The 20,589-nt window shown below is 64.3% G+C and carries 15 protein-coding genes and 2 pseudogenes; 16 read left to right on the forward strand and 1 reads right to left on the reverse strand.

Annotated features, from left to right (window positions below; genetic code table 11):
- The 5 genes from DVDV_RS00005 to DVDV_RS00025 form a co-directional block, all read left to right on the forward strand.
- Positions 1-922, forward strand: a 922-nt coding sequence (locus DVDV_RS00005; RefSeq protein WP_254845161.1) for a putative nucleotidyltransferase substrate binding domain-containing protein, incomplete at its 5' end; no start/stop codon positions are given.
- Complete coding sequence (locus DVDV_RS00010; RefSeq protein ID WP_254845162.1) at positions 922-1,698, forward strand: PolC-type DNA polymerase III; 777 nt, start codon at positions 922-924, stop codon at positions 1,696-1,698. The genes DVDV_RS00005 and DVDV_RS00010, both read left to right, overlap by 1 nt.
- Positions 1,699-1,730: 32 nt before the next feature.
- Positions 1,731-2,165: a Fur family transcriptional regulator gene (locus DVDV_RS00015; protein ID WP_075352698.1), complete on the forward strand. Its 435-nt coding sequence runs from the start codon at positions 1,731-1,733 to the stop codon at positions 2,163-2,165.
- A 22-nt stretch (positions 2,166-2,187) separates the two neighbouring features.
- Positions 2,188-2,682: a rubrerythrin family protein gene (locus DVDV_RS00020; protein WP_075352699.1), complete on the forward strand. Its 495-nt coding sequence runs from the start codon at positions 2,188-2,190 to the stop codon at positions 2,680-2,682.
- A gap of 41 nt (positions 2,683-2,723) precedes the next feature.
- On the forward strand, positions 2,724-2,939 hold the full coding sequence (locus tag DVDV_RS00025; protein ID WP_075352700.1) for a rubredoxin: 216 nt from the start codon (positions 2,724-2,726) through the stop codon (positions 2,937-2,939).
- Positions 2,940-3,124: 185 nt separating this feature from the next.
- Here the strand turns inward: DVDV_RS00025 and DVDV_RS00030 are convergent, their stop codons facing one another.
- Positions 3,125-4,249 carry an AI-2E family transporter gene (locus DVDV_RS00030; RefSeq protein ID WP_075352701.1) on the reverse strand — a complete coding sequence of 375 codons (1,125 nt, stop codon included), beginning with the start codon at positions 4,247-4,249 and terminating at the stop codon, positions 3,125-3,127.
- A gap of 144 nt (positions 4,250-4,393) precedes the next feature.
- On the opposite strand from DVDV_RS00030, the gene DVDV_RS00035 reads away from it, so the two are divergent.
- The 11 genes and pseudogenes from DVDV_RS00035 (at position 4,394) to DVDV_RS00080 (ending at position 20,461) form a co-directional block, all read left to right on the forward strand.
- Entirely contained in the window at positions 4,394-5,380 is a 987-nt protein-coding gene (locus DVDV_RS00035; protein WP_075352702.1) for a rhomboid family intramembrane serine protease, read from the forward strand.
- A 394-nt stretch (positions 5,381-5,774) separates the two neighbouring features.
- Positions 5,775-6,212 (forward strand): PH domain-containing protein, encoded by a 438-nt coding sequence (locus tag DVDV_RS00040; RefSeq protein WP_254845163.1) that lies wholly within the window; start codon positions 5,775-5,777, stop codon positions 6,210-6,212.
- Positions 6,213-6,280: 68 nt separating this feature from the next.
- A complete protein-coding gene (locus DVDV_RS00045; RefSeq protein WP_075352704.1) occupies positions 6,281-7,735 on the forward strand; it encodes a HAMP domain-containing sensor histidine kinase in 1,455 nt (484 codons plus the stop codon).
- 1 nt (position 7,736) lies between these two features.
- On the forward strand, positions 7,737-8,351 hold the full coding sequence (locus DVDV_RS00050; RefSeq protein ID WP_075352705.1) for a hypothetical protein: 615 nt from the start codon (positions 7,737-7,739) through the stop codon (positions 8,349-8,351).
- Between the two features lie 36 nt (positions 8,352-8,387).
- Positions 8,388-9,751, forward strand: a pseudogene (locus DVDV_RS00055) (sigma-54-dependent transcriptional regulator).
- A 262-nt stretch (positions 9,752-10,013) separates the two neighbouring features.
- The gene (locus DVDV_RS00060; RefSeq protein ID WP_075352706.1) at positions 10,014-10,745 is read left to right on the forward strand and encodes an ABC transporter permease; all 732 of its coding nucleotides are present in this window, start codon (positions 10,014-10,016) and stop codon (positions 10,743-10,745) included.
- A 34-nt stretch (positions 10,746-10,779) separates the two neighbouring features.
- Positions 10,780-11,520, forward strand: coding sequence for an ABC transporter ATP-binding protein (locus tag DVDV_RS00065; RefSeq protein WP_075352707.1), 741 nt, complete (start codon positions 10,780-10,782; stop codon positions 11,518-11,520).
- A 6-nt stretch (positions 11,521-11,526) separates the two neighbouring features.
- Entirely contained in the window at positions 11,527-16,518 is a 4,992-nt protein-coding gene (locus DVDV_RS00070) for an FtsX-like permease family protein (protein WP_083634511.1), read from the forward strand.
- Positions 16,515-18,022 (forward strand): annotated as a pseudogene (locus DVDV_RS00075) (DUF6785 family protein); the annotation flags it as partial. The gene DVDV_RS00070 and the pseudogene DVDV_RS00075, both read left to right, overlap by 4 nt.
- A gap of 192 nt (positions 18,023-18,214) precedes the next feature.
- On the forward strand, positions 18,215-18,493 hold the full coding sequence (locus tag DVDV_RS23845; protein ID WP_368482900.1) for a DUF6784 domain-containing protein: 279 nt from the start codon (positions 18,215-18,217) through the stop codon (positions 18,491-18,493).
- 9 nt (positions 18,494-18,502) lie between these two features.
- Positions 18,503-20,461 (forward strand): peptide transporter, encoded by a 1,959-nt coding sequence (locus DVDV_RS00080; RefSeq protein WP_075352708.1) that lies wholly within the window; start codon positions 18,503-18,505, stop codon positions 20,459-20,461.
- Positions 20,462-20,589 lie beyond the last annotated feature (128 nt).

The following is a 20,589-nucleotide window of genomic DNA, read 5'->3' on the forward strand; positions in this document are numbered from 1 at the left end:
CTCGGTCCCCCTGGCCGCTGCCCTGGCCGCGCGCGGGGCCACGGCCGCAACCGTCGGCGGCTTGCTCGCCATGACGGCCCAGGGGGTGCTTGGCCGGCTGCTCGCTCTGCTCGTGCGGGAATTCGGCCCGCCGCCGGGCCGGTGGTGCTGGCTGGCCCTGGGACCGGCCGGCCGGCGGGAGATGCTGCCGGGCCAGGGCTTATCCCTGGCCGTCGTGTCGGATTGCGGCGGCGACGATATCCTGGCCCGGGCCATGGACACTTATTGCCGTGGCGTGTTCCCGGTCCTGGCCGACCGGCTTAAGGCGTGCGGCCTGGGCGGCGCGGAGCTGGCCGGACCAGTCGATATGGCCGGACTCGGCGCATTTTTGCAGGCCGGGCCGTATGGCGCGCGTCTGGACGCCCGGGTGGCGGCCGGAGACGCCGGGCTTGGCGAGGACGTGCGGTGCGTTTTGGCCGGATGCCGTCCCGAACCGGCCCTCCTGGCCTCCTGGCTGGCCGACCGGCTAGCCCGGCCGGCTCCCCTGGGCATCCACCAGGGCCGGCTGGCCGAGCGCCAGGGTGGGTTTGCCGCGGTTTTCGACGTGGCCGAGCGGGGCTCCCGGCCGGTCGTGGCCATGGCCCGGCTGGCCGGACTGCTCTGGGGCGCGCCCGGGCCGGGAACGGTCTCCCGGCTGCAAGCCCTGGCCGCTGCCGGTCACCTGCCCGGTCCGGTGGTGCAACATGTTTTGGACGCCTTTGCCTTTTTTGAGGGCGAACGGCTTCTGGCCCGCCTTGCCGGCCAGGCCGGCGACCCTGACGTGGTGAGCCGGCCCGGGGCGCTCTCGGCCCGGCGGCGCCAGGAATACCGGGCCGCGTTCGGGGCGGTGGAGGCCCTGCGCCTGGCCTTGCTGGCCGGCTTTGGGGCAGGGGAGGGCCGGTGATGCCCTGGCTGTCCGGACTCCTTGCCCGCCTGACTCGCGGTCTGTCGTCGGGCGAGGCCCATGGCGTGCTGGCCGCCCACCGGGCCGCCCAGGCCGGCCGCGATCCCCGAATGCTGCTCGATGCGTTGCCGTTCGTGGCTGTGGATACCGAGCTGACCGGCTTTGATCCCCGCCGCGACGCCGTGGTGTCGGTGGCGGCGGTGCGCTTGCGCGGGCTGTCCATCATGGCCGGCGAGACCTACGCCACCCTGGTGCGCCCGGACCGGGACGTGCCGCGCGATTCCTCGCTCATTCACCGCCTGACCGCCACGGCCCTGGATTCGGCCCCGCCCATGGCCGAGGCCCTGGCCGGGCTGCTGGAATTCATCGGTCCGGCCGTCATCATCGGCCACCATGTGGATCTGGACATGGCTTTTTTCAATGCCGCCAGTCGGCGCTATTTTGGCGGCGAACTGGCTGCCCCCTGCATCGACACCCTGCGTCTGGCCATGGCCTACGAGGAAAAACGCCTGACCCTGGAAGGCGGGGGGAGCTTGAACAGACCGGTTTCACTTTGCCGGCCCTTTGCCGGCGCTACGGCCTGCCGGCCTTTGCCGCCCATGACGCCCGGCATGACGCCCTGGCTGCGGCCTATCTCTTTCTCTACCTGGCCAAGAAACTTGCCCGGGGCCGGCCCATGCCGCTGTCCGGCCTGTGGCGGGCCGGGCGGCTGTGGTGGATGTGATTTTTTCGGGGAACGGAAAATAGGGGTTGACGGGCCGGGGCTTCTTTCTTAAATAGGAATCAACAGCAAATAGGAATAATACCTATGACCATCGAAGCCCTGAAAGAACTTTTCGCCCAAAGCGGACTGAAGTTTACCAACCAACGCTATCTGGTGTACAAGGCCATGGTCGAGGCCAGGGATCACCCCTCGGCCGAGATGGTCTGGCGGCGGGTTCGGGGGGAGGCTCCGGCCATTTCCCTGGACACGGTCTACCGGACCCTGGCCGCCCTGGAAACGCGGGGGCTGGTGACGCGGGTGCCGTCGGGCGGCGAGGAAGGGCGGTTTGACGGCGATGCCAGTCCGCACCACCATCTGGTGTGCCTGACGTGCGGCCGCATCGAGGATTTTACCATGCCCGGGGCCGGGCTTGGCGATCTGCCGCCGCAGCTTGCGGCCTGGGGACGCATCCGCGACGCCCAGGTCTTGGTTCGCGGCATCTGCCACGCCTGTCTCGGCCGTACCCCCGAAAACCATTAAGACCCTCTCAAGGAGAAAAACGATGACCAAGACCATGGAAAATCTGCAGGAAGCTTTTGCCGGCGAGTCCCAGGCCAACCGCAAGTATCTGGCCTTTGCCGCCCAGGCCGAGAAGGAAGGACTCATTGGCGTTGCCAAGCTGTTCAAGGCTGCTGCTGCCGCTGAAACCGTCCATGCCCACACCCATCTGCGCAACATGAAGGGCATCGGCACCACGGCCGAGAACCTCAAGGCCGCCATCGCCGGCGAAACCCACGAATTCAAGAACATGTACCCGGGCATGATCGAGGACGCCAAGGCCGAGGGCGACAAGGCGGCCGAGCGCGGCTTCACCTTCGCCAACGCCGTCGAGGAACTCCACGCCAATCTGTATGCCAAGGCCGCCAACGATCCCGCCGGCTACCCGGCCGAGGACTGGTATGTCTGCTCGGTGTGCGGCTACACCATCGCCGGCGCGGCTCCCGACAAGTGCCCGGTATGCCAGGCCCTGGCCAAGGCGTTTTTCAAGGTCGACTAGCCGATTTTCGGTCGCATCGCGTGACGCAGCAAGGAGCGAACATGGCCGCGCCTGAAAATATGTGGCAATGTCAGACCACCAATTGCGGCTACATCTACGATCCTGACCGTGGCGACCGCAAAGGCAAGGTCCCGGCCGGAACCTCTTTCGAGGATTTGCCCGAGGGCTGGAAATGCCCGATCTGCGGTGGCGGGAAGAAGTGCTTCCGCCCCCTGGCCGGCCCCGGATCGACCAAAGAAGTGAAGTGTCCTGTCTGACGACCGGGCGGCCCGCAAGGGTCGCCCGGTTTCGTTTGGCAAGGCCCCGTTTCGGGGCCTTTTTCATGTCCGGCGTTCGGGGCAGGGCTTTGGGGCGTCTGGAGGCGTTTTCATGGGCGGCGGCACCACCCCGGCAAACCACTCCCTGGCGTCCATGGGCCCGACCGGGGAAGCTGTGCGGGAGGTTATTTTTCCGGCAATGTTTCCGTGGAGGAGCCGGGAGCCAACACCAGGTTTCGCTCCTCAAGCACATGCCGGTAGTCCTCGGCATAGAGCGTGAGCATGACCATGGCGAAACCCAGGATGAGGGGGCCGTAGAGGATGCCCAGGGCCCCGAAGAATTTGATGCCGCCGATGATGGAGAGAAACACCCAGAAGGTGGACATGTTGGACCGGTTTTGCATGAGCAGCGGCCGGATGAAGGAGTCGATGCTGGAGATGACCACCACACCCCAGGCCATCATGAACAGGCCCCACTGCCACTGGCCGGTCAGCATCAGGTAGATGGATACGGGCAGCCAGATAATGGCCGTGCCAACCACGGGTATAAGCGAGGCAAAGCCCATCATGCAGCCCCAGAAAAAGGGCGGGATGCCGACGATGAAAAGTCCGATGCCGCCAGCCAGCCCCTGGGCCAGGGCGATGACGAAGGCCCCGAGGATGACGGACTTGGAGATGTCGTCGAGCTGGCGGATGATCCGGTTTTCCTGGTCATTGGTCAGGGGCACCAGATAGCGCAGCTGGGCCAGCATGGCGTGGCCGTCACGGATGAGGAAAAACAGCACGAACATGAGAATCAGAAAATTCATGGTCAAGACGAAGAAGTTGCCAATGACCCGGGTGCCGCTGTCGAGCAGGACCTGCCCGGCATTTTTGGAAATATCGATAAGATCGGCCTGCAGGGCCAGTTTTTTTATGTCCAGGAAGGGCAGGTGCTCCTGGACCCAGTCCATGTAGGGCGCGATGGAGTCATGGCTGAAAAGCTTGTTGAAATCCGTGGACGCCAGTTGGGTTTGCAGGGCGTTGACCGATTGCACCCCCTGAGCCAACAGGGAGCCGAGGAAGAAAAAGATCGGGATGATGATGCAGGTGAAGATGAGGCCGGTGGTCAAAAGGGCGGCCAGGGTGTTTTTGTGGGGGCCGCACAGCCCGGTGACACGGCGATGGACCGGGCGGAAAAGAGCGGCCAGGACCACGCCGACAATGAGAATATTGACGAAAGGATGCAGCACGATACAGGCCAGGATCAGGGCTGTGGCCAAAATGAGCAGGAGAAAGACGGAGTAGATGGGTTTTCGGTCTTGGTTCATGCCCGGGCCTTATCAGAAGCGCCTCGGCGGCGGCAAGGGCCTTTCACAGGGATTGCGAAGCGTCGGGCATCCATCATAGAGTGAGCCACGTATGCTGCACAACAGTCGTTTTTTGCGTCCGCCCGCCCGCCAGGAGTCCCCGGCGTGACGGATTCGCCGCGTCCTGCCCTTCCCAGACGGCCGCTTCCGCCCACCCCCCGGCCATCCCTGTGGCCCCGGCCCGGCCAGCGCGACCTGACCCAGGCCGTCACCGGACACCCCGGCCCGGCCACGGCCATCCGGGCCCGGGAATGGGACCTGATCCTGACCTCCCGGAGCATCCCCCACGCCATCCGCCGCCAGGGCAGCGGCTATCGGCTGTTCGTGCCGCGCCGCCGGGCCGAGGAGGCGCTTGCCGAACTGGCCGGCTACGCAGCCGAACGCCAGGCCGTGGTCCTGCCCGACCCCGAGGCCGAGCTGGTGCGCCCCCAGGTCTGGCCGACCGTGCTGGCCGTCATGGGCCTGGTCACGGCAGCCTGGGGCTTTCTCCTGGGCGAGAGATTGTTTTTTGGCCGGCGTGTGGCCTGGAAGGCCCTGGGTGCCGGGGATTCGGCCGCCATGCTGGCCGGGCAGTGGTACCGGGCGGTGACCGCCCTTTCCCTGCACGCCGATCCGGCCCATCTGCTTGGCAATGCCGTCAGCGGAGCGCTTTTTCTGGCGCTCTTGTGTCGCGAAACCGGGGTGGGCCTGGGCTTTGCCCTGGCCCTGGCCGCCGGAGCCGGCGGCAATGTGCTCAAAGTCCTTATCCAGGGGCCGGGGATGCATTTTCTCGGGGCCTCCACCGCCGTTTTCGGGGCTCTTGGCGCTTTGGGCGGGGTGCGTCTGGCCAGCCGCTGGCCGCCGCTGACCTTTCGCCGCTCAGCCCCGGCCGGGGCGGCGCTCATGCTGCTGGCCATGCTCGGGGCCGGCGGCGAAGAGGGCGGGCCGGTGGATCTGGCCGGCCATTTGTTCGGATTTCTGGCCGGGGCCGCCCTTGGCCTGGCTGCCGGCTTCTGGCTTGCCGGCCGGGACCGGCCGGGGCCGGCGGCCCAGATGCTCTGGGGCGCGCTGGCCCTTGGCCTGGCGGTTGCGGCCTGGGCAGCGGCGATCTGACACTGCCGCCGGCGTTTGAGAGAAGAGGAAGAGAGCCTCCGGCGGCCAAAGGGCAGTGCCCTTTGGAAACCCACCTGGGGTAAGTTTGATTTGACCGGGCGTGTTGCCAAGTGGACGCGCGGAAGTTGCGCAAGAAAAGACGAAAAGGGGGCCGGGGGCGTGACCGTTGGTGTTTGAGCGTGACTGGGAACACCGTTGCTCCAGCCGGTCGGCGCGGGGGCCAGGAAGGCTTTGCTTTGGCCGTCCTTTTCGGATACGCTCATAAATCGTCGCCGGTTCGTGCGTGCAGAGGGACCGGATCGAAGCAACTGCGTGGGAGTGGGATGCCATGAGCCTTAAGGGCCTTGTATTTGAAGGTGAGACTATCCGATACCGGACGGGCAAGCATTGGATCGTGCTGGCCAAGGCTGTGGTCCTTTTCGTCCTGGCGTTGGTGGTGTGGTCAAGCGAGCCGACGCTTTTAAAGCTCGTGCAGTTCAAGGTCCCCGAAGAGCTGGAACGCTTTGTGCCGAAGATTCTTACTGTCGGCGTGTGGCTTTTCCGCTACGTGTTTTTCATTTTGCTCACCCTTGTCGCCCTGGTGCGGCTGTTTTCTTTTTTCACGCTGCGGGTGGGGCTTACAGATAAACGCTTACTGTGCGATGATGCCTTGTTGGGCAGTTTTTCCCTGGACCTCGGCAAGATCGAATCGGTCAAGTGCGAGCCGGGACTGTTCGGCGGCCTTTTCGGCTACGGCAAGGTGATCCTGACGGCTGCGAGCAGCCAACGCCTGGTCCTCACCAATCTGTCGCGTCCCCACGTGCTCGAACAGGAAATCTTCGCTGCCAAATAGCGTCCGGGGCCGGCGGCTGCGGGCCGCCAGCCCTGTTGCCAACCTCCCCGCGTCGTGGATCCGCGACCATGTATTTGTCCCGAAAGCCCATCAAGCATTACGGCATCCTTTTTAAGCTGCTGGTGGTCTTCATCGGCATCATGATTGTTGCCTATTTCACCATATCCACGCTGCTGATCTACATCAAAGACTCGGTCAACATTTCCCGGGACATCGTCAAGGTCCGTTTTGAGGTGCTCACCATTTCCCAGCGTCTGGTGGACAGCCTCCTTGTCATGGAGGAAAACCAGAAGAAGTACGAGATCCTCCATTCCGAAGAATACAAAAAGAACTTCATGGCGGCACTTTCCGAATATAAAAACGCCATCTGGAGCATTTTGTGGTTCCGCTATGAAGGGTTTTCGGCCTGGGAAGAGCTCCATGCCGAGTTTCGACAGACCTTTCCCGATCTGGCTCAGGGGAGGGATCTGTCCAAAGAACCGTGGATCGACCAGGACAGGCTCAACCAGTGGATGCGTATCGTGGTCAGCGCCCGCCAGGACAACGAACGCGTGCTGGAATCCGGGATGCGCGAGCTGTTTCGCATCAGTGAAGTGGCCGTCAACCGGGGCGTCTCCGGACTGACCATTTCCATCGGCGTCGGCCTTCTGGGCGTGCTCTTTCTCACCTATTCCCTGAGCCGTCCGCTGCGCGAACTGCGCCGGGGCATCCGGGCCTATACCCGCGACGGCCGCCTGGAACCGATCCGGGTGCTGTCCAAGGATGAACTGGGGGAACTGGGCGCGGCCTTTAACGACATGACCGTGCGCCTGAAGGAAGAGGAGCGGATGCGGGCCGATTTCATCGACATGGTCAGCCACGAGATCCGGACCCCGCTCACCTCCATCCGGGAATCCGTCAACCTCATGCGCGAACGGGTGCTTGGCGACGTCAACGAGCGGCAAAAGCGCTTTCTCGACATCGCCAGCGACGAACTCCAGCGCATCTCGGCCATGCTGACCAGCCTGCTCAAGGTGTCGAGCATGGCTTCCCAGATTGTCGATCTGGCCCCGGTGACGTTTAATCCCGAGGAACTGCTGCGGGAAACCCTGGAAAAAGCCGGGCCGGCCGCCGAGGCCAAGGGCATTGCCCTGTCGCCCCGGGTGGCCCCGGACATCGTCTCGGTGGTTGGCGACCGGGAGCTTCTTGGCCAGGCGCTCTATAATCTGGTCGGCAATGCCGTGAAGTTTTCCCCGCCCGAGTGTACGGTGCGGGTGGGGGTGGAGATGGCCGACGGCGGCGAAAAGCTCCTGGTCAGCATTTCCGATGAGGGGCCGGGGATTCCCGAAGAGGAGCAGTCCCACGTTTTCAACAAGTATTACCGGGGGGTGCGCACCAAGCGCACCACCGATGGCATAGGCCTTGGCCTCAACATCGCCAAGACCATCGTCGAGGCCCATGGCGGCAATATCTGGCTGTCCAGCCTGCCCGGCAAAGGCTGCACTTTTTACTTTACAATTCCAGTGGATGGGGCAAGAGCGTAGTATGGCCCAATGTGTTTTGCACCGTATCGGAACGACCGCTGTCCGCGTCTGTTGCGGGCTGTCCTTGGTTGTGGCGCTTGGCTGCGCCCGTCACGAACCGGCCCCGGTTCCCGTGGTCGCGCCGGTGCCGCCGCCGGCGCCGTCCAAGGAAGTGATCATCTGCAAAATCGAGCGGGAGACGGCCTACGACCGGGGGCTACGCGCCTACGAATCCGGCGAGGTCAAGCGGGCCATGACCCTTTGGCGCGAGGCTGCAGCGGTTGAAACCGACCAGGACGTGCGGCAAAGAGCCCTGTTCGCCATGGCCGCCGTCAAACTGGCCCAGGCCGGCAGCGAGGCCGAACTCTCCGCCGCCCTGGACCTGTTCGATGCCTGGGCGAAAAAATCCCCGCCCGGCGGCAGCGGCGAGGACGCCCGGTTCCTGCTTGGCGTCGTCAAATCGTTCAAGCCGGCCTTTGCCTTCAAGGAACAAAAGGCGGCCCTGGAACGGGAGTGCGGCAGGAAATTGACCGAACGCGAGGACCAGGTGCGAAAAAGCCTGCAGCAACAGGTCAAGGCTTTGGAGTCGATCCACCAGCAGATCCAGGAAAAGAAAAAGGGTCTCAGCAATTACTGATCCGGCCGGGCCACGGCCGGCCGACCAGAAGCACCCATGAGCATAGGCGCGCAGCAGACCCGCAAGACCATCCTGGTCGTTGACGACGATCCGCACATCCTCGAAGTCCTGGAGGTGCGTCTCGTCTCGGCCGGCTATGACGTGATCACGGCCACCGACGGCCTGGAAGCCCTGGACGTGCTGTCGCGAAAGACCGTGCGTCTGGTCATTTCCGACATCCGGATGCCGGCATGGACGGGATGCGGATGCTTGAGGAGATGGAGAAGCGCAACATCAAGCTTCCCATCATCTTTTTAACCGCCCACGGCAGCATCTCCGGAGCCGTTTTTGCCATCAAGCACGGGGCTGTGGATTACCTGACCAAGCCTTTTGACGGCCAGGAACTGCTCACACGGGTCACCGAGGTCTTTGCCAAGGCGGCCGGCCTTGACGCCGCCCGGGCCGCGCAACTCGGCGAAACCGGGCTGGTCGGCACAAGCCAGGCCATGCGTGATCTGGCTGCCATGATTGAGCGGGTGGCCCCGCGCGACGTCAACGTCCTGGTCCTTGGCGAATCCGGCACCGGCAAGGAGCTGGTGGCCAACCTGATCCACCGCCGCAGCACCCGCAAAAACGGTCCCCTGGTCACCGTGGACTGCGGTTCGACCCCGGCCGGCCTGCTCGAATCCGAGCTCTTTGGCCACGTCAAGGGCTCGTTCACCCACGCGGTCAAGGACAAAAAGGGCCTCATCGAACAGGCCAACCTGGGTACGCTTTTCCTCGACGAGATAGGCAATATTTCCACGGAAATGCAGATTCGTCTTCTGCGCGTCCTGGAAAACCACAAGATCCGGCGCATCGGCGACGTGCGCGAAATCCAGGTCGATTGCCGGGTCATTGCCGCCACAAACGCCGACATCTTCGAGCAGGTGGCCGAGGGCATTTTCCGCGAAGACCTGCTGTATCGCCTCAAGGTTGTGACGATAAACGTGCCGCCCCTGCGCGAGCGCCGCGAGGACATCCCCATCCTGGCCGAGCATTTCACCCGCCAGTTCTGCGCCGCCCAGGGAATGCCGCCGGTGACCGTGCCGGTCGAGACCATGGCCTACTTAACCGCCTATCCCTGGCCCGGCAACGTCCGCCAGTTGCGAAACGCCCTGGAGGCCGGGGTGGTCCTTTGCACCGACAGCGTCCTGGCCCCCCAGGACCTGCAACTCCCCCTGGCCGGCAAGGGTCCGGACCGTTCCCCGGACAACCTGTCCCTGGACCAGAGTGAAAAGGCCGCCATCGTGCGAGCCCTGGAACAGTCGGGCTGGGTCCAGAAGGAAGCCGCGCCGCTTCTGGGCGTCAGCCGCCGGGCGCTCAATTACAAGATCCAGAAATACGGCATCGAAATTCCCAAGCGCCGCCCGAAAAAATAAGCAGACCGTCACCTTCCGGTCCCGGCCCTGCCTTGGCAAGGGGGGTGGTTTCTGTCACAAGAAGAGAGTCCCTTCAGGAGGCCTGCCCAAAGGCTGCCGCGGCCGAAGAAAGGGTGTGGGCGTCTCCTGTCCGTTGGAGCGGCTGGTGCGGGACAAGGCCGGGCGAAGTCCGTTGGCAGCGTTCCTGTGTTCGGTTGTAGCGAGGCCCTGACCGGGCGAAAATGCAGACTTCGGCCCGACGCGGCCAAAATCGGGTGGACGCATGGCGCAGCCAGATGGCGCGATTGCACCGAAAGCGGGCCGGGGGCCAAAAGTGGCCAGACAGGTGGTCCTGCCCTTTCGCAAGTCCCTGGAAATCAGCCTTAAAAGTATTCAGGTCCGGTTTTTCCGGTCTATGATCACCGTGGCCAGTCTGGTGCTGGCCGTGGCCTTTTTGAGTTTCACCCTCACCGGTTCCGACGTGGCCGGCGGCCTGCTGCGCTCCGGGGACCCGCAATTGCGTCTGGCCCTGGTCGAGGCCGGCTACGATCTGCCGGCTTTGCCGTCGGCTGCCGTCTCCGCTGCTGCCGAAGCCGCCCGCCTGCAAACCAGTCCCAAGGAACGCTGGATCGTCATCCTGTCGCTGCTGGTCTGCACCGTCGGCATCGTCAACGCCCAGCTCATGGCCGTCACCGAGCGGTTTCGCGAAATCGGCACCATGAAGTGCCTGGGGGCGCTTGACCGCTTCATCCTGCGTCTGTTCCTCCTGGAAGCCGGGATGCAGGGGCTGGTCGGGTCCTTTCTGGGGGCGCTCCTGGGGGCACTGGTCGGGGTGTTGGCCGGACTTTTGCGGTTCGGTTTTGCCGCCGCAACCCATCTTTCCATGATCGATCTTGGCGCAACCCTGGGCCTGTCCATTGCCGTCGGGGCCGGGTTGAGCCTTCTTGGCGTGGTCTATCCGGCGGCGGTCGCCGCCAGAATGCGGCCGGTGGAAGCCATGCGGGCCCAGGAATGACCCGCCGGGCGGGCTAAGGAAGAAGCGGGGGACTATGGCCGAGGCGCACAATATCGTCCGGGTGGCCGGCGTGGCCAGGACGTTTACCATGGGCACGCAAGTGGTCCAGGCCCTTCGCGGCGTGGACCTGACCATCAAGGCCGGGGAATATCTCTCCATCATGGGGCCGTCGGGGTCGGGCAAGTCCACGCTTTTCAACATGATCGGCGGCCTGGACAAGCCCTCCACCGGCAAGGTCTTCATCGACGAGGTGGACATTGCCCAGCTCGACGCCTACGAGCTGGCCTGGCTGCGAAACCGCAAGATCGGCTATATTTTTCAGACATTTAATCTCATCCAGGTGATGACCGCCCTGGAAAACGTTACCTTGCCCATGACCTTTGCCGGCGCTTCCCAGGACGAGGCCACGGAAAAGGGCCTGGAACTGCTTGGCCTGGTCGGGCTACGCGAACGCCACGCCCACCGGCCCCAGGAGCTTTCCGGCGGCCAGCAGCAGCGGGTGGCCATTGCCCGGTCCCTGGCCAATACTCCGGCCATCATCCTGGCCGACGAACCCACCGGCAACCTGGACCTGACCACCGGCGAAGAGATCATCACACTTTTAAAGCGCTTAAGCTCCGATCGCGGCGTCACCGTCATCTCCGCCACCCACGATTATAAAATGCTCAACGTTTCCGACCGGGTGGTCTGGATTCGCGACGGCCGCATCGACAAGATCGAGGAACGCGACCAGCTCAATATTACGGTCGGCGGCATCGGAACCAGGGAGGCCTGAGCCCGGATGTCCTGCCAGCCCCTCCCATCTCTCCCGGGCCGGACCCTGCCCGGCCGTGCCTGTCTCGTCCTTCTGGCCATCCTGTGGCTGGTCCTGCTCACGGCCGGCCCGGCCGCGGCCAAGCGGGCCAAGAAAGCCGAGGCCGCATCCTCCCAGGGCGTGGCCCTGGCCGAGGCCTGGCTGGCCGCGGCCGACGCCGACATCGACCGGGCCGTCATCGACGCCCTGGCCAGTCTTGGCGACCGTTCCCCGGGAACCCCGGGCAGCCGGGTGGCGGCCGATGCCCTGGAAGCCTTTTTCAAAAGCCTTGGCGTTGGCGAAGTGGGGCGGCTGTCCTACCGCGCCCCGGCCATGGTCCACGGCCGGGCCACCTTGTCCGTGCCCGGCGGCAGACAGGCGGCCCTGACCCCCCTGGCGCTCAATGCTTTCACGCCGGGCTCGGTCCCCCCGGCCGGGCTTGCCGGCCCGGTGGTCTATGCCGGCCAGGGCGACTACCGTGATTTTGAGGGGAGTGCCGTCAAGGGTGCCATTGTGCTCATGGACCTCAAAAGCGGGCGCAATTGGCAGGCGGCCGCCCAGCTCGGGGCCAGGGCCCTGGTCTATGTGGACGACAGCCCGGCCGGGCAGCCGGCCGACAACGGCGTCTTTCGCGACAAGTTCGAACTGACTCCGATCCGGTTCCCTCGCTTTCGCATCACCGCCGGGGACGCGGCAGCGCTTTTGGGCGACTACCAAACCCTTCGCGGCAACGCCGACGGCCCGACCGCCACCGTGGCGGCCACGGCCGCCTGGGAACCGGTGGTGGCGCAAAACGTCCATATCCTCATCCCTGGCGCCGATCCGGCCCTGGCCGGCCAGCTTGCCGTGGTGGACGCCGCCTACGATGCCGCGGCCTATGCCCCGGGGCAGGCTCCGGGAGCCGACGAGGCCGCCTCGGTGGCCACGCTCGTGCGTCTGGCCCGGCAGTTGGCCGAAAATCCGCCGGCCCGGCCGACGCTGCTGGTGGCTACCTCCGGGCGCGGCCAGTCCCTGGCCGGACTGCGGGAATTTTTCGCCGCCCTTCGCGGCAAGGGCAAAGATCTGCGCGGCCAGTCCCGGGAAATCAAAGAAAGCGTGCGCCAGACCGATGCCGTGCTGGCTTCCCTGGAGGTTCTGGCCGCCGGCGGCGACGGGACTGTGGCCCTGCTTGGCCAGGCCTCGTTGCGCGAGACGTTGCTTGAAAGCCTCAAAGACGAAGTGGACAGCGTCACCACGCGCCTTATGCACCTGCGCCTGGCCGGCCAGGGCCGCGACGAAGCGGCCATCGCCGCCCTGGCCGCCCGCCGGGCCGATCTGCGCCGGCTCATGTGGCGCGAGGATTTCGGTGCGCTTCCCCCGGCCGAGGTCCAGGCCCTCCTCGAACTCCTCCCGGCGACCAAGGCCCGTCTGCTGCGCGCCCGGTCCGGAGCCCAGGCCGAAGCCGACTGCGTGGAAAGCGCCCGGGAGCTGCGAAAGCTCGTGGGCGACCGCGATATTGTGGCCCAGGCCTCGCTCCACCTGTCCAGCCACGGCGACGGGGTGGGGAGCTTTTGCAAAGGCTTTGCCTTTGAGGTCAAGCCCGACGTCAATCCCGGTCAGGCCTACGGCCGCATCAACCGATCCCTTGCCGCCGCAGCCGAAGCCGCAGCCAGGGAAGCGGGGCTGCCGGCCGGCTATTACCGCGACGGGATGCGCGACGACCGCCAGCACCCCTGGCAGGGGCTTTTACCCGACCGGCCGGCCCTGGGCGGCGAATTCGGCAATATCGCCGGCGTCCTCGGCTTCACCCTGGCCACGGTCAACGACGCCCGGCTGGCCTGGGGCACTCCGGGCGACACCCCCGGGCTGGTGGATTTTGACTCCCTGGCCCGCCAGAGCCGTTTCGTGACGACGGTGCTGACGGCCATGACCCGGGCGGATTTCGAGGTGGGCGAGAAGCGGCCGCGAAACGTCTTTTCAAGCCTCACCGGCCGCGTCAACTTCATCCGCCAGGGGGAGCTCTTCCCTGACCGGGCGGCTCCCGACACCGTGGTGTGCGTCTACCAGGGCAAGACCCGATTTTACGCCATAACCGACGCCCGGGGCCAGTTTCGGGTGGGTGGGCTGGCCAACAAGAAGTACGTGCTGGACAAAGCCGTCATCGAAGGTTTCCGGTTTGATCCCGACACCGGCTCGGCTGTCTGGGCCATCGACAAGAAGCAGACCGGCAAGGATGCGTATCGGATCAAGATGAACCGAAACGCCATGGAAACCGACCTGATCATGTTCGGTTGCGACCAGACCACGCTCTTTTCCGCCTTTGACCCGCGCTCGTTTCGCTATTTCACCCGCATCGAACTCCTCGATGCCCGGCGCGAGGCTCCCCCCATGCGTTCCTGGTTCAGCCGTCTGGACACGCTTGATTCCACCCTGCTCTCCATTTTTCTCGAACCGGGAACACCGTTTAAGTGCATCCTGTCCGACACGGTCCTGGCCCGGAAACTCCTGCTCTTAAACGCCGATGCCGAGCATCCGACGGGAGTGGGCTATCCTGTCGATGCCTACCCTGTGCTGCCGACCACGGAACTGCTCGGCGCACGCGACATGTGGGCCCTGGTCGGACCGCGCATTGCCAACCTCGAAGCCCACGGCATCGTCAGCGAGCGCATCCGCGACCTGACCGACCAGGGGCGCTCGTTGTATGCCCAGGCCTGGGCTGCCGGCGAGGCCAGACACTACGAGGCCATGGTGACGGCGGCCCGGGCCAGTTGGGCCTTGGCCGTTCGGGTTTACAACGACGTGGAAAAGACCCAGCGCGACGTGCTTCTCGGCGTCCTTTTTTACATCGCGCTCTTTATCCCCTTTGCCTACTGCGTGGAGCGGGTGGTCTTTAACTACGCCGACATCCACAAGCGCATCGCCGCCTTCCTGGGGACGCTCACCGCCGTCATTGCCGTTGTCTACGCCGTCCACCCGGCCTTTAAGCTCACCTACTCGCCGCTGGTGGTCATCATCGCCTTTTTCATCCTGGGCCTGTCGGTCATGGTGGCGGCCATTATCTTCATGCGCTTTGAACGCGAAATGACGGCGCTGCAGCGCCGGGCCTCCCACGTCAAATCCACTGAAATAGGCGGGATGCGCGCCTTTGCCGCGGCCTTCGTCATTGGCGTGAGCAACCTACGGCGTCGCAAGATCCGCACGGCCCTGACCTGCCTGACGCTTGTCATCCTGACCTTTACCATCATGAGCTTTACGAGCATCAAATCCACCCGGGACGAGAGTGCGATCCAGATAGCGGATACGGCACCCTACCGGGGGGTGTTGCTCAAAAATATCGGCTGGCATTCCCTGCCGCCCGAATCCCTGGCTGTGGTGGCCGACGCCTACGGCGCGGCCGACGTGGTGGCCCCCCTGGCCTGGCTTGAACTGCCGGAAAAAACCGTGGCTCCGGTCACCAGCCTCCGGGCCAGCGGGCGCAGCGAGGTCGTCCAGGGCATCATGGGCCTGTCGGCCAACGAGGCCCATCTGGGGCGCATGGCCGGGCTCCTCGCCGCCGGCAGCTGGTTTGCTCCCGGCGACGGCGCGGCCATCATTCTGCCCGTGCCCATGGCCGAGCGCCTGGGCGTTGCCCCGGGCGATCGGGTGACGCTTTTTGGCCGGACGTTCACAGTCAGCGGCCTTTTCCGCAAAAACGCCCTGGAAGAGCGGCCGGATCTTGATGGCGAGCCGCTCATGCCGGTGGTTTTCCCGTCCGAGGTGTCCAAAGAGGTCAGCGAAGTCGAGAAGGAGGCGGCCGAGTCGGGCGAGGACGTCAAGAGCCTGCAAAGCCGCTACCAGCACATCGACGACGATCTGGTCGTGATTTTGCCCTATGAGACGCTGATCGGCCTTGGCGGGCAGCTCAAATCCGTGGTGGTGGCTCCGTCGGCCGCCGGACCGGAGGGCGGCGAGGTGGCGGCCAAAACCGATGCGACCCTGGCCGGACGGCTGGCCGACCGGTTTGGCATGGCGGTTTTTTCCGGCCAGGCCGACGGCGTGTTCCTCTACCATGCCGGCGATGCCCTGGGCTATGCCGGCGTGCCCAACATCCTTATTCCCCTGGTTATTTCCATGCTGATTGTGCTCAATACCATGATCGGCGCGGTTTATGAGCGTAAGCGGGAAATCGGCGTGTACACGGCCGTGGGGCTGGCCCCGTCCCATGTCTCGTTCCTGTTTATCGCCGAGGCCCTGGCCTTTGCCGTCATCAGCGTGGTCCTTGGCTATCTGCTGGCCCAGACCGCGGCCGGCCTGCTGTCGGGCACCTCCCTGTGGGCCGGCATGACCGCCAACTATTCCTCCACGGCCGGCGTGGCCGCCATGCTGCTGGTCATTGCCGTGGTGCTGCTCTCGGTCATCTATCCGTCCAGGGTGGCCGGCCAGATCGCCATCCCCGACGTCAACCGTTCCTGGACCCTGCCCGAGGCCGTGGGCGGCGTCATCGCCACCCGGCTGCCGTTTCTGGTCAAGGTGCGCGAGCAGGAATGCGCCGGCGGGTTTCTTTTTGACTATTACCAGTCCCACCAGGACGTGTCCCATGGCCTTTTTGCCACTGCCGACGTGGACTACGCCTTTGAATGTCCCTGGGATCTGCCCGGTTCGCCGCCGCATCCCAAGGAGCTGCATCCGGAATTCTGCGATTTGCGGGCCTGTATGCGCCTGACCGGCACGGTCTGGCTGGCTCCCTTTGATTTCGGCATCAAACAGTCCATGTCCATTGTGTTTACGCCGGCCAAGGATACCCCGGGCTATATGGAAATCGACGTGGAACTGACGCGCGTGGCCGGTGAAGCCGGCATGTGGAAGCGGCTTAACAAGGGCTTTTTAAACGATCTGCGCAAACAGCTGCTCGTGTGGCGCTCCCTGGAGGAATCCACCCGGACCTCCTATGAGGACAAGGTCATCGGCGGCTACAATGCCCGGCTTCGCAGCGACGAGCCGGCCGGGGAGGGGACCGCATGACGTCCGGGACCATTCGTTTCCGGGCCGTGGCCCTGGGGTTGGTCCTTGGGCTTGGCGTGTGCGCCGTGACCCCTTTAAACAATCTCTATCTGGGCGCGACACCCCTTGGCGGCGGCCATTTTCCCCTGGCCCCGTTTTTCCTGCTGGCCTGGCTCACGGTGCTGGCTGCCGGGCTTGGCCGACTCTTTCGCGGCCGCTCCGTGCTCACCGGCACAGACCTGCTCGTGTGCTGGATGCTCATGGTCGTGGTTTCCGGCGTGGCCCACACCGGCCTTGCCCGCACGTTTTTTATCAGCCTGACCGCACCGCTGCATTTCGCGAGCGAGGGCAACCAGTGGAATGCGGTGTTCGGGCCGCTTTTGCCGTCGGGCTGGTATCCGGCCGATCCCGAGGCCGTGGAGACGCTTTATAACGGCTTGGCCGGCGGCTACACCATGCCCTGGGACCGCGTGCTGGCCGCCATCCCCTGGGGGGCCTGGGTCGGGCCGCTTGCCACCTGGGCCGTCTTTATCGGCCTGTGCTATTTCGTGCTCCTGTGCCTGACCAATCTCTTTTCCCGGCAGTGGGTGTCCAACGAGCGCATGAATTTCCCGCTGCTGCGCCTGCCGGAAATGCTCACCGGCGCAGTGGATACCGGCGGGCTGTCGGGCTTTTTCACCGACCGATTTTTGCTGTGCGGCCTTTTTTCAGCCTGCTCCTGCATACCATAAACGGCATCGCCTTTTACGATCCGTCCGTGCCCCAGATTCCGACGCTGATCCTGGCCGGGCCGTATTTTCCCAAAACCGGGCTTTTTTCGGGCTTTACCAAGCTCAAGATCTATTTCTACCCGGCCTTCATCGGCTTTGCCTACCTGACGTCCCGCCAGATCTCCTTGAGCTTCTGGCTCTTTTTTCTCCTGGGCGGCTTTGTCTACGGCGTCTTTGACATCATCGGCCAGCATATCCCGGCCTCGGCCCTTGGCGTCACCTTCGGCCCGACCCTGACCTCCCCCGAGGAAACACAGATGATCGGGGCCTATGGCGTCTTTTTCCTGTTTCTCCTGTGGCTGGCCCGCCATCATCTCTACGAGACAGCCAAGGACGCCGTGCGCTTTCGCTTTCGCGGCCCGGATGAGGCCGAGTGGGTGGGCGCGCCGGCCTCGCTGTGGGGGCTGGTCCTTGGCGGCGGGGCTCTTGTGGCCTGGAGCGTGTCCTTTGGGATGCCCCTTGGCCAGGCCGTGCTGCTCCTTGGCGCGTTTTTCATGGTCATGCTGGTGGCCAGCCGCATCATCTGCCAGGGCGGCATCGCCTATTTCACCCTGACCGCCGCGCCGACCGACGGCCTGCTGGCCTTTTTCGGCACCGGCATCTTCAGCCGCCTGGGCCTTCTCATGGCCGCCGTCATGCAGAAAATGCTCTTTGTCGATCTGCGCGAATCGCTTTTGCCGTCCCTTTTCCACGCGGCCAAGGTGGGCGAGAAAAAAAGCCCCAAGAAGCTCTATCTGGCCGCCATTGTCCTGGCCATTGCCGCAGCCGTGGCCGTGTCCTTCCTGGCCATGCTGGCCGTTTGCCACAAGTACGGGCTGCGCGATTTGCAGGTGGACTGGGAAACGCAGACCGTCAGCACGGTCTATGAAAACGTCCAGCGCCTGATCGAAGCCCCGGCCGGCTCCAACCACGCCGTCATCGGCTTCACCCTGGCCGGGGCGGTGGTGATGTTCGCCCTGGTCGTGGCCTACCAGCATTTCTACTGGTGGCCCATCCATCCCCTGGGCTTTCTCACCATGTACAGCTCATCCATGCGCATCCTGTGGTTCTCGTTCTTTCTTGGCTGGCTGTGCAACCATCTGACGCTTCGCTATGGCGGCATCGTCCTTTTGAAACGGGTGCGATTGCTGTTTATCGGCCTGATCCTGGGCGACTTTCTCATGGGCGGCGTATTTGCGCTGATCGGACTGTGGACCGGGCAGAGCTATCTCGTGCTGCCGAATTAGGACGACCCGATGTACGATGACAAAGAGTTAGCCGAATACCGGGACCTGCTCCCCACGCCGACCCATTTCGAAGAGGGCTTCGACTGGAAGACCATTGTCGGCGCGGTCTTCATCGGCTTTCTCATGATGCCGGGCAGCATGTATCTCCAGCTGGTCATCGGCACCGGCATCGGCCCGGCCGCCCGGTGGGTGACCATCATTCTTTTTGCCGAGATCGCCAAGCGGGCCTATACGGAACTCAAACAGCAGGAAATCTTCCTGCTCTATTACATGGCCGGGGCGGCCATGGCCTCGCCGTTTCATGGACTCCTGTGGAACCAGTATCTGGTCCAGTCCGATGCGGCCAAGATGCTGGGACTGACCGACCTCATTCCGCTATGGGTGGCCCCGGGGCCGGAATCCGACTCGCTTCTGGCCCGCACTTTTCTCCACCGCGACTGGCTGGTCCCCATCCTGCTCCTGGTCGGCTCCCAAATCATCCAGCGCATCGACCATTTCGGCCTGGGCTATGCCCTGTACCGCATCACCTCCGATGTGGAAAAACTGCCGTTCCCCATGGCCCCGGTCGGGGCTCTGGGCACCATGGCCCTGGCTGAATCCACCGAGGACCGCAAGACCGGCTGGAAATGGCGGGTCTTTTCCATCGGCGGCATGATCGGGCTGGCCTTTGGCGCCATCTATGTCCTTTTCCCGGTGGTCTCCGGGCTTGTTTTTACCGAGCCCGTGCGTCTGATCCCCATTCCCTGGGCCGATTTCACCCGCAATACCGAGGCCTGGCTGCCGGCCGTGGCCACCGGCATCCAGTTTGATCTGGGGCTGGTCTTTACCGGCATGGTGCTGCCGTTTTGGGCCGTCATCGGCGGGCTGGTCGGACTGGTCATCACCGTGGTGGCCAACCCCATCCTTTATTCCCACGGCATCCTGCACCGCTGGCGGCAGGGCATGGGCACGGTGGACACGGTCTTTGCCAACAACTTCGACTTCTATATGTCGTTTGGCATCGGCCTGGGCCTGGCCATCGGCGTCATCGGCGTGTGGCAGGTGGTCCGGTCGCTGCAAAAGGGCGGGGTGGGGGGGGCGGCCTACAAGGCGCTCTTTGACACCAACAAGGCCAGGGGCGACATCAATTTCTGGGTGTCCATCGCCATCTACGTCTTTTCCACCCTGGCCTATATCGGCATGTGCCTGTTTTTGGTGCCGCAATTGCCCTGGCTTTTTTTCGTGCTCTACGGCTTCGTCTACACCCCGGTCATTTCCTATATCACCGCCCGGATGGAAGGCATCGCCGGCCAGTTCGTCAGCCTGCCGCTGGTGCGCGAGGCCAGCTTTATCGCCGGGGCGCGCTTTTTCGGCTACCAGGGCATCGAAATCTGGTATGCCCCCATCCCCATCCACAACTACGGCAAGGCGACCGTGGATTTCCGGGAAATCGAGCTGACCGGCACCAGCCTTCGCGGCATCATAAAGGCCGAGATCGTGGTCTTTCCGGTGGTCATGGTGGCCAGCCTGCTTTTTTCCCAGTTCATCTGGCAGCTCGCCCCCATCCCGTCGGCCAGCTACCCGTATGCCCAGGAACTGTGGCACCTGCAGGCCCTTAATTCCCTGCTCATGCAGACCTCCACCCTGGAGGGCAACTCGCTCTTTTTCCAGGCCTTAAATGGCTGGTTTGTCAGCGCCGGCCTGGGCCTTGGCCTGATTGTCTACGTGCTGCTCATGATTTTCGGCCTACCGGTGCTTCTGGTCTACGGCATCGTGCGCGGCATGGGCCAGAGCGTGCCCCATGGGCTTATCCTTGAAGTGGTGGGGGCGCTTTTGGGGCGCTATTATTTCCTCAAGCATTACGGGAAGCGCTGGCGGCAGTATGCCCCGGTCCTGCTGGCCGGCTTTTCCTGCGGCATGGGGCTCATGGGCATGTTCGCCATGGGGGCCACGCTTATTTTGAAGTCCCTGGGCAGGCTCGCCTATTAGGTCCGGGCAGGGGCTGTTGCGGCTGGCCCGGGAGTCGGCCGTGGTGCCGCACGGGTGGGGGTGGCAGACGTTCGGGCCTGACCGGGACAGGGCTCCTGCTGCCGGGGCCGGGCAGGCCTGAACGCCTG

The organism is Desulfovibrio sp. DV (assembly GCF_001936595.1).
GTDB lineage: Bacteria > Desulfobacterota > Desulfovibrionia > Desulfovibrionales > Desulfovibrionaceae > Solidesulfovibrio.